The 10,976-nt window shown below is 39.6% G+C and carries 9 protein-coding genes; 7 read left to right on the forward strand and 2 right to left on the reverse strand.

Annotated features, from left to right (window positions below):
• Positions 1 to 174: 174 nt before the first annotated feature.
• Together rnpA and rpmH are read right to left on the reverse strand one after the other, a co-directional pair.
• Positions 175 to 531, reverse strand: a complete 357-nt coding sequence (rnpA, locus tag N9I19_RS17985) for a ribonuclease P protein component (protein ID WP_061465923.1) — start codon at positions 529 to 531, stop codon at positions 175 to 177.
• Between the two features lie 80 nt (positions 532 to 611).
• A complete protein-coding gene (gene rpmH, locus N9I19_RS17990; protein ID WP_034316183.1) occupies positions 612 to 746 on the reverse strand; it encodes a 50S ribosomal protein L34 in 135 nt (44 codons plus the stop codon).
• A gap of 943 nt (positions 747 to 1,689) precedes the next feature.
• On the opposite strand from rpmH, the gene dnaA reads away from it, so the two are divergent.
• From dnaA to gyrA, 7 genes are all read left to right on the forward strand, one after another.
• Entirely contained in the window at positions 1,690 to 3,039 is a 1,350-nt protein-coding gene (gene dnaA, locus N9I19_RS17995) for a chromosomal replication initiator protein DnaA (protein WP_061440297.1), read from the forward strand.
• A 192-nt stretch (positions 3,040 to 3,231) separates the two neighbouring features.
• Positions 3,232 to 4,368 carry a DNA polymerase III subunit beta gene (gene dnaN, locus N9I19_RS18000; protein ID WP_061440298.1) on the forward strand — a complete coding sequence of 379 codons (1,137 nt, stop codon included), beginning with the start codon at positions 3,232 to 3,234 and terminating at the stop codon, positions 4,366 to 4,368.
• Between the two features lie 218 nt (positions 4,369 to 4,586).
• On the forward strand, positions 4,587 to 4,799 hold the full coding sequence (gene yaaA / locus N9I19_RS18005; RefSeq protein WP_061440299.1) for a S4 domain-containing protein YaaA: 213 nt from the start codon (positions 4,587 to 4,589) through the stop codon (positions 4,797 to 4,799).
• A 21-nt stretch (positions 4,800 to 4,820) separates the two neighbouring features.
• On the forward strand, positions 4,821 to 5,939 hold the full coding sequence (gene recF, locus N9I19_RS18010; protein ID WP_061440300.1) for a DNA replication/repair protein RecF: 1,119 nt from the start codon (positions 4,821 to 4,823) through the stop codon (positions 5,937 to 5,939).
• Positions 5,940 to 5,951: 12 nt separating this feature from the next.
• Positions 5,952 to 6,215, forward strand: coding sequence for an extracellular matrix regulator RemB (gene remB / locus N9I19_RS18015; protein ID WP_061440301.1), 264 nt, complete (start codon positions 5,952 to 5,954; stop codon positions 6,213 to 6,215).
• Between the two features lie 78 nt (positions 6,216 to 6,293).
• Entirely contained in the window at positions 6,294 to 8,219 is a 1,926-nt protein-coding gene (gene gyrB / locus N9I19_RS18020) for a DNA topoisomerase (ATP-hydrolyzing) subunit B (RefSeq protein ID WP_317778568.1), read from the forward strand.
• Between the two features lie 97 nt (positions 8,220 to 8,316).
• On the forward strand, positions 8,317 to 10,869 hold the full coding sequence (gene gyrA / locus N9I19_RS18025) for a DNA gyrase subunit A (protein WP_317778567.1): 2,553 nt from the start codon (positions 8,317 to 8,319) through the stop codon (positions 10,867 to 10,869).
• The last annotated feature ends 107 nt before the right edge of the window (positions 10,870 to 10,976 follow it).

Consider the following 10,976-nt stretch of genomic DNA (forward strand, 5'->3'; position numbering starts at 1 on the left):
AATTTCCTCCTATCTGCAATCAATCTTTTTTGAAACAATTGTGAACTGTTCATTAGCGGCTTTCAAGGAAAAGTATTCCACCATTTTCACAGTTCCAATAGGAATTTTCTATGTCATCTTTTTCAAGTTACTACATGATCCGAGGAGTGCTTAGTATTCGGTATAAAGGGGACTTTATTGTTTTTTCATTTTAAAGTTTAGTGATTTAGAACGTTTCAGGACATGGATCAAGCTGCTTTTCACCTGGAAAAAGTCCATCTCCGCCGCTGGTTTTCGAGCAATCACAATATAATCCTTACCCACTTCTATATCTTCTTTCAATTCCAAAAACGCTTGCCTTATGTATCTTTTAATTTGGTTCCTTACAACGGCATTCCCGATTTTTTTACTGACAGAAAGGCCGATCCGAAAATAATCCTGACCTGGCTTTTCAAGGACATAGACAACAAATTGCCGATTAGCAGAAGATTCACCTTTTTTAAACACAAGCTGAAATTCGTCCTCTTTCTTAATCCTTAACTTTTTTTTCATTTTTACACCTTCATTACATGAATTGAGTCTCAGTAAATCCCTTATTTTGCGAAAAAAGACCACTGAGACTTTTCAGTGGTCTATGCAGATAATACTTTTCTGCCCTTACGGCGACGTGCAGCGATTACTCTACGTCCGTTTTTCGTGCTCATACGTGCACGGAAACCGTGAACTTTACTATGTTTGCGGTTATTCGGTTGATAAGTTCTTTTCATTATATGACACCTCCCTGAGGAATAACAGTTAAAGACAGTCTTTACAATTATATAGATGGAGGTTTCTACTTGTCAACCTCATCCATAAAAATATTTCTTTTTAATGCTCAATGTCCAGTAGGCCTTTTTTTACTACCTAGCCTATTGTAAATGATTTTGCTCCGAACTGATATAGAAATTTTTGGGGAGAGGGGAATTTCCATCAATTTTTCCATGAACACATATATTAAATTCCCAAGGTATCTTCCTGATCGACATGGCATTCGACAAATAATTAAGAATTAACCTAAATCATCTTTTAATTTTCCATTCGGTTTTTTCGCGGTTTTCCGGGGAGAACAACTTGATTCATCCAAAATAAATCAAATTAATCCGAGCCTATAATTATGGTCTGTGGATAAAATTCGACATGTTTTTTTCTATCCACAACCCTTTTTATAGACTTTTGCACATAACAATTGCCTGTGGAAAAGTTTTTCCCACAGGCTCGGTAAGTTGTGGATAAAGTTTTCTAACCCATTGCAAGACGCCTGAATTTCTGATATTATATTTGTGTTTTCACTCTGAATAACTTTATCAACAGGTATCGGTTATCCACAGACTGTGTATAACATGTGGATAGTTTATTCGACCTGTGTATATTAATATGTCCACAGATGGTGGATATTGTCGAAAACCCTTTTTCTTTCTTATTATATATTTCACAAAATACCTGTTGATGAATAAAAATCCAAACCTACACCTGGTTACCAGATGTAGTCTGTACAAAGGTTGTACAGCGCTAGATATAGTTATAGGGAATTAACATTACAACACACAAATCCCTTACAGCTCACCGAACCTTTGCTGTCAAAATTTATATAAAGACGGCAATCGATGAGTTTATTTGTGCCTATACATTTAAGATTCTATTAATAAAATATTTTGCAAAGGAGGGATAAGTTTGGATAACATCGATAGCCTCTGGAACCAGGCGCTCGGAAAAATCGAAAAAAAAATCAGTAAACCAAGCTTTGAAACTTGGCTTAAATCAACCAAGGCTTATTTACTGCAAGGTGATACATTAACAGTCACCGCCCCCAATGAATTTGCCAGGGATTGGCTTGAAGAACGCTATTCCCATCTTATTTCTGATGTATTGTTTGAACTTACCGGTGAGGAATTGGAAGCAAAATTCATCATTCCCCCAAATCAAGAAGATGATGATTTTACCGTTCCTGTTCAACCTAAAAAGATAAAAAAACAGGATAAAGACCATGCTGCATTTCCACAGCATATGCTGAATGCGAAAAACACCTTCGATACATTTGTCATCGGCTCCGGCAATCGTTTTGCCCATGCCGCGTCTCTCGCTGTCGCAGAAGCACCTGCCAAAGCCTATAATCCATTATTTATATACGGAGGCGTAGGCCTAGGGAAAACCCATTTAATGCATGCAATCGGGCATTATGTTCTTGAGCATAATCCTAATGCTAAGGTCGTTTATTTATCATCTGAAAAATTCACGAATGAATTCATCAACTCAATCCGGGATAATAAAGCAGGGGAATTCCGTGATAGATACCGAAGCGTAGATGTTTTATTAATTGATGATATTCAATTTCTTGCAGGAAAAGAACAAACCCAAGAAGAGTTTTTTCATACATTCAATGCGTTGCATGAAGAAAGCAAACAGATCGTCATCTCGAGTGACCGTCCACCAAAAGAGATCCCTACACTTGAGGATCGCCTCCGCTCCAGGTTTGAGTGGGGTTTGATCACGGATATCACACCTCCTGATCTAGAAACGCGGATTGCTATATTGCGTAAAAAGGCAAAAGCTGAGGGTCTTGATATCCCGAATGAAGTCATGCTCTATATTGCCAACCAAATCGATTCCAATATTCGTGAGCTTGAGGGTGCACTCATTCGCGTTGTCGCTTATTCTTCATTAATTAATAAGGATATTAATGCCGATTTAGCAGCCGAAGCATTAAAAGACATCATCCCAAGCTCCAAACCTAAAATAATCACCATCTTAGAAATCCAAAAAACAGTTGGTGAGCATTATAGTGTGAAATTGGAGGATTTCAAGGCGAAAAAACGGACTAAATCCGTAGCCTTTCCAAGACAGATTGCCATGTATCTTTCCAGGGAGTTAACGGATTCATCCCTGCCTAAGATTGGAGATGAATTCGGAGGTCGCGATCATACGACCGTCATCCATGCGCATGAAAAAATTTCTAAACTCATGCAAACCGACACCCAGCTACAACGTCAGGTTAAGGAAATCCAGGATCAGCTGAGGGTATAATCAATTCTGGATAATGTGTATAACTGACGACTACTTACACACAGTCTGTCCACAAGTGGATAGACTGTTTTTCCTTAGGTTAATTGGACTTATCCACATATCAACAGGCCCTACTACTATTACTACTATCTTTTTTAATAAAAATTATTAATAAATATGCCTATTTGGCAATAATAAATTGGAGGATGAAACATGAGATTTATAATCCAAAGAGATCGATTAGTTCATAGTGTCCAAGAAGTAATGAAGGCAGTCACATCAAGAACGACGATTCCAATTCTAACGGGAATAAAAATAAGCGTTACTAGTGAGGGTGTCACTTTAACAGGAAGTGATTCAGATATCTCTATTCAATCATTCATTCCAGCTGAAGTTGACGGCGATGAGATTGTTGAAGTGAAAAGTAGCGGCGGTATTGTCCTGAATGCCCGTTTTTTCAGTGAAATTGTCAAAAAGCTGCCGATGGATACTGTAGAAATTGAAGTGGAAAACAACTTTCAAACGATTATCCGCTCAGGTAAAGCCGAATTTAATTTAAATGGACTGGATCCCGAGGAATATCCACATCTTCCAATCATTGAAGAAGAAAATATTTTCAAACTTCCGACGGACCTTTTAAAGACCCTTATTCGTCAAACGGGTTTTGCAGTGTCCACGTCAGAAACACGCCCCATCTTAACAGGTGTAAACTTAAAGGTTCAAGATGATGAATTGACCTGTATTGCAACAGACAGTCATAGGCTGGCAATGAGAACGGCCAAAATAGAAAATAAAATTACAGGGACCTATAGCGTTGTAATCCCAGGTAAAAGCCTGAATGAGTTGAGTAAAATCCTTGATGATACTAACGAACTCATTGAAATCGTCATTACCGAAAACCAAGTACTTTTCAAAGCTGAAAATTTATTATTCTTCTCTAGATTGCTTGAAGGGAACTATCCCGATACTTCACGATTGATTCCATCGGATAGCAAAACGGATGTGACTGTTCATACAAAGGATTTTCTCCAAGCTATTGACAGGGCATCTTTACTTGCAAGGGAAGGAAGAAATAATGTCGTCAAATTGACAACCCTTGAAGGACGGATAATCGAAGTCTCTTCCAATACACCTGAAATTGGTAAAGTAATCGAGGAGGTTCAGGCAGAAGCCATTGAAGGTGAAGATCTGAAAATCTCATTCAGTGCCAAATTTGTAATGGATGCTTTAAAGGCATTGGAAGGTTCCGATATCAAAATTAATTTCACCGGTGCAATGCGTCCATTTGTCATTCGTCCACTACATGATGATTCCATGCTCCAATTAATCCTTCCGGTAAGGACTTATTAATCTAAAATAATATTTCAAAAAAATTAAAGGCTTGTTAAGCAGGTCTTTAATTTTTTTATATTTAAACATAGGTTCCAAAAGGTTTTTTAACATTTTTTTAATACTGAACGGAACTCAAGACTGCTAAAAATAAGAGCTGAAAAAGCTATACTTTGTCTTAATGGCATTTATTTAGTAAAATGAAATATTAAAGACTACTTAGAAATGAGTGAGGCATAATGGACTCCATAAAAATAAGCACAGAATATATTACGCTTGGACAATTCTTGAAATTGGCTGATTTGATCCAAAGCGGAGGAATGTCGAAATGGTTCTTAAGTGAATACGAGGTTTACATTAATGGCGAACTAGACGTGAGAAGAGGCAGGAAATTAAGATCAGGTGATAAAATAGAGATTCCTGGATTTGGCGTCTACACAATTACAAGCTAAAACATAAGGGAAGAGCGGAATATGTATATTGAAAATATAAGTTTGAGAAATTACCGCAACTATACCGAACTGAATCTGGCTTTTGAAAATAAAGTCAATGTAATCCTCGGCGAAAATGCTCAAGGAAAAACAAATGTCATGGAATCTATTTTCGTTTTAGCAATGGCAAAATCCCATCGGACCTCAAATGATAAAGAACTTATTCGCTGGGATGAAGAGTATGCTAAAATAGAAGGTAGAGTTAGAAAGAGAAATACCTCAATACCACTTGAGCTGACCATTTCAAAAAAAGGGAAAAAGGCGAAGTGCAACCATATTGAACAAAGAAAGTTGAGTCAATATGTCGGAAATATGAATGTGGTCATGTTTGCGCCTGAGGATCTTAACCTTGTGAAGGGAAGTCCTCTAGTCAGACGCCGTTTTATAGATATGGAAATTGGCCAGGTTTCTCCCGTATACCTTCATGATATGAGCCAATATCATAAAATACTTCAACAAAGAAATCATTACTTAAAGCTTCTGCAGACCCGGAAACAAACGGATACGACGATGCTTGACGTGCTGACTGACCAATTTATTCAGTATGCAGCGAAAATTGTCGAAAGAAGATACGAGTTTCTTTTAAAGCTCCAGCAATGGGCAGAGCCGATTCATTCGGGGATCTCCAGAAACCTAGAAGTATTGAAAATCCAATATAAACCGTCGCTTGATGTATCAGAATCTATGGATTTGACGAAAATGATAGAAGTATACACAGAAAAATTTGATAAAATAAAAACAAGGGAAATTGAACGGGGTGTAACACTGGTAGGTCCTCATCGTGACGACCTGGTTTTTTTTGTGAATGACCGTGATGTCCAGACTTATGGTTCACAAGGACAACAACGTACAACTGCCCTATCCTTGAAACTTGCCGAAATTGAACTGATCCATGAAGAAATAGGCGAGTATCCCATTTTATTATTGGATGATGTGTTATCGGAACTTGACGATTTCCGTCAATCTCATTTACTGAATACGATACAAGGGAAAGTGCAAACATTTGTGACGACACCCTCCGTTGATGGAATCGATCATCAAACCCTAAGAGAAGCGTCCACCTTTTATGTTAGTCAAGGAAGTATTAAAAAGGTTAAATGATGAGGTGAATGTATGTATCTCCATATTGGTGAAGACATTCTTGTGAAAACGGACGATGTCATAGCCATTTTAGATAAGAAGCTGCTCCAGGCCTCTCCAATCATGAGTGAATTTTTGGAGAAAAAGTCTGATGTAACTTACCATTTAGAAAAAAACTCGGTTAAATCGATTGTAGTGACGGATAAACAGGTCTATTATTCACCGCTTGCGTCGTCCACTTTGAAAAAGCGTTCACTGCAGCCATCGCTCTTAATCGATGATATAGATATTCTTTGAATTGTAGCTATAACGTTATAATCACTCCTGAAAAATTTGATAAATGCCAAAAGAAAAGTGTAGGTGATACGAATGACAATGGAACAAAAAGAAGTACAAGCTCAGGCATACGATGAGAATCAGATACAGGTTTTAGAAGGCTTAGAAGCAGTTCGTAAACGTCCGGGGATGTATATCGGTACTACCTCTGCAAAAGGACTTCACCATCTTGTTTGGGAAATTGTCGATAATAGTATTGATGAGGCACTAGCTGGTTTCTGTACTGAAATCAAAGTGACGATCGAAGAAGACAATAGCATAACCGTAGTCGATAATGGACGGGGGATTCCAGTCGGTATCCATGAAAAAATGGGACGGCCAGCTGTGGAAGTTATCATGACGGTCCTTCATGCGGGCGGTAAATTTGGCGGCGGAGGTTATAAGGTCTCCGGTGGTCTGCATGGTGTGGGAGCTTCAGTAGTTAATGCCTTATCCACGGTATTGGAAGTTTACGTTCATCGTGAAGGTAAAATCCATTATCAGCAATTTAACCGAGGGGTCCCTAGAGAAGATTTGAAAATCATCGGGGAAACCGATCATACCGGCACGACTGTTCACTTCATTCCTGATGGTGAAATCTTCACGGAATCCTTGGAATATGATTTCGATACATTAGCCACACGTATCCGTGAGCTTGCGTTCCTGAATAAAGGCTTGAAATTAATCATTGAAGATAAACGTGGAGAAGAAGAGAAAATCAGGGAATACCACTATGAGGGTGGTATCAAGTCTTATGTCGAGCATTTGAACCGCTCAAAAGAGGTTTTGCATGAGGAACCGATATTCATGGAAGGCGAAAGGGATGGAATCTCCGTTGAATTAGCCTTGCAATATAATGACAGCTACATCAGTAATGTCTTTTCTTTTGCCAATAATATTCATACCTATGAAGGCGGTACACATGAATCAGGATTCAAGACCGCTTTAACCCGTGTCATCAATGATTATGCACGGAAAAATGGCCTTTTAAAAGAAGCCGATTCCAATTTCTCCGGTGAAGATGTCCGGGAAGGTCTAACGGCAATCATTTCGATTAAGCATCCTGAACCGCAATTTGAAGGACAGACGAAAACGAAACTGGGAAATTCTGAAGTAAGGACGGTTACTGATTCCATTCTTTCGGAAAGGCTTGATTCCTTCTTATACGAAAATCCTGCAGTGGCCAGAAAAATTATAGATAAAGGGCTGATGGCAGCAAGAGCACGTATGGCAGCCAAGAAGGCCCGTGAATTGACACGAAGGAAAAGTGCTTTGGAAGTATCCAATCTACCGGGGAAATTGGCGGATTGTTCATCTAAAGACCCGGCTATCAGCGAATTGTACATCGTTGAAGGAAACTCGGCGGGAGGCTCGGCTAAACAGGGACGGGACCGTCATTTCCAAGCTATTTTACCGTTAAGGGGTAAAATCCTGAATGTTGAAAAAGCGCGATTGGACAGAATCCTGCATAATGAAGAAATAGGCACGATCATCACAGCACTTGGAACAGGCATTGGCGATGAATTCAATATTGAAAAGGCCAGATACCATAAAATTGTTATCATGACCGATGCGGATGTAGATGGTGCCCATATCAGAACGCTGATGTTGACATTTTTCTACCGTTATATGAGAAAAATTATCGAGTATGGATATATATATATTGCTCAGCCGCCACTTTTCAAAATTCAGCAAGGGAAAAAAGTGGATTATGCCTATAATGATCGCCAGCTTGAAGAAATCATTGCTAGTATGCCAAGTACTCCAAAGCCTAACCTGCAGCGCTATAAAGGGCTGGGGGAAATGAATCCAGAGCAATTATGGGAAACGACCATGAACCCTGATACGAGAACGCTCCTTCAAGTCAGTTTGAAAGATGCTGCCGAGGCAGATGAGACTTTCGAAATGTTGATGGGCGACAAGGTGGAACCGCGACGTAACTTCATTGAAGAAAATGCAATTTATGTAAAAAATCTCGATATCTGATTTTTTGACAGGATGCTTTTTACATCCTGTTCTTTACATAGTGCACGTACAGTTAAAACTAAATGAGAGTATAAGCTTTTTATAGGAGGTTGGCTCCATGTCAGAAAATGAAAGATCAGGTGTAAAAGAAATAAATATAAGTACCGAGATGCGGACATCTTTTTTGGATTACGCGATGAGCGTAATCGTGTCTCGGGCTTTGCCTGATGTAAGGGACGGTTTAAAACCGGTACACCGAAGAATTCTCTATGCAATGAATGATCTTGGAATGACTTCGGATAAACCATTTAAAAAATCAGCCCGTATTGTAGGGGAAGTAATCGGTAAATATCACCCGCATGGTGATTCTGCCGTATATGAAACGATGGTACGGATGGCGCAGCCGTTTAACTATCGCTATATGCTTGTCGATGGTCACGGGAATTTCGGTTCGGTCGATGGAGACCAAGCTGCCGCAATGAGGTATACAGAAGCAAGAATGTCGAAGATCTCGATGGAATTACTTCGAGATTTAAATAAAGATACGGTTAATTTCCAGGATAACTACGATGGTTCAGAAAGAGAACCAGCCGTTATGCCAGCCCGTTTCCCGAACTTGTTAGTGAATGGTTCATCAGGTATAGCAGTAGGGATGGCAACCAATATTCCACCACATCAACTAGGTGAGGTAATTGACGGCGTATTGGCTTTAAGCAAGAATCCTGAAATTACAATTCCAGAGTTGATGGAATATATCCCTGGTCCGGATTTCCCGACAGCCGGTTTAATTTTAGGACGAAGCGGAATTAGGAAGGCCTATGAAACTGGAAAAGGGTCAATCATCCAACGGGCGAGAGTCGAGATTGAAGAAAAGCCCAATGGTAAACAGGTAATCCTTGTTAAAGAAATCCCTTATCAAGTAAATAAAGCAAGATTGATTGAAAAAATTGCAGAACTTGCTCGAGATAAGAAAATCGAAGGCATTACTGATTTACGGGATGAATCGGATCGCAATGGCATGCGTATTGTCATGGAGCTTCGAAAGGATGTTAATGCAAATGTCCTTTTAAACAATCTTTATAAGCATACCGCGATGCAGACCACCTTCGGAATCAATCTGCTTGCTTTGGTGGACGGCCAGCCTAAGGTGCTGAATTTAAAACAATGCCTGCACTACTACTTAGAGCACCAACAGGTGGTCATAAGGCGCAGGACGGAATTTGAATTACGGAAAGCGGAAGCCCGTGCCCATATTTTAGAAGGTTTGCGTATTGCACTTGATAATTTGGATGCGGTCATTTCGTTAATCCGTGGTTCCCAAACGACAGAAATTGCCCGTGAAGGCTTAATGACACAATTTTCACTTTCCGAAAAACAGGCGCAGGCTATCCTGGATATGCGTTTACAGCGTTTGACTGGTCTGGAACGTGAAAAAATTGAAGATGAATACCAGGCATTAATGGCTATAATTGCAGAATATAAAGCCATTCTTGCTGATGAGGAAAAGGTTCTTGAAATTATTCGTGAAGAGCTTCTTGAAATTAAAGAACGCTTTAATGATATACGAAGAACCGAAATCACATTAGCCGGCTTTGAAAGCCTGGAAGATGAGGATTTAATCCCAGAGGAAAATATAATCGTGACACTTACCCATAACGGTTACATTAAACGCTTGCCTGCAACCACGTACCGCAGTCAAAAACGCGGGGGTCGTGGAATACAGGGCATGGGAACGAATACAGATGACTTTGTCGGTCACTTGTTAACCACTTCGACTCATGACACTCTATTATTCTTCACTAACAAAGGTAAAGTATATCGTTCCAAAGGATATGAAATACCTGAGTATGGTAGGACGGCAAAAGGATTGCCACTTATCAACTTGTTGGAAGTCGATAAAGGCGAGTGGGTCAATGCAATCATACCTGTGAAGGAATTTGCCGATGATTGGTATTTATTCTTCACGACCAGACATGGGATATCAAAGCGTACTCCTTTGTCGTCTTTTGCAAATATCCGTAATAACGGTTTAATTGCTCTAGGTTTGCGTGAAGATGATGAATTGATTTCAGTGCGTCTTACGAATGGAGACAAACAGATCATAATTGGAACGAAAGCCGGGATGATGATTCGTTTCCCTGAGACGGATGTACGGACAATGGGACGTACTGCAGCGGGAGTGAAAGGGATTTCCTTAAGGTCGAATGATGAAGTGGTCGGTATGGAAATTCTTGAAGATGATGAAGAGGTCCTTATCGTTACGAAAAACGGTTATGGAAAACGGACATCTGCGGAAGAATACCGTATTCAAAGCCGTGGTGGCAAAGGGATCAAAACATGTAATGTCACTGAGAAAAATGGTGAACTTATAGCTGTTAAAACAGTTACAGGTATAGATGAGGATTTAATGCTGATTACAGCAGCTGGTGTATTGATCCGAATGGAAGTCGAAGGCATTTCTAAAACGGGCCGTAATACACAGGGTGTTAAACTCATCCGACTTGAATCAGCAGAAAATGAATATGTTTCGACGGTAGCCATCGTTGGAAGAGAAGAAGAAGAAGAAGAAGAAATAGATGCGGAACAGGGCCCAACAATAGATACGGATTCTGATTCTGAACCTACTCTAATCGAAGAAAATGAAGAAACTGAAAAGGATACGGAAGAATAACTCTTCCATAACCAAGAGACCCAGGCAATCTGAACTGTGCCCTTCAAAATGGACAGTCTTAAAAAAAGACCTATAAATTAAGCAGCTAATAGTTGACTCCCGTATTG

It is taken from the genome of Peribacillus sp. CSMR9 (assembly GCF_033141925.1).
Taxonomy (GTDB): domain Bacteria; phylum Bacillota; class Bacilli; order Bacillales; family DSM-1321; genus Peribacillus; species Peribacillus simplex_A.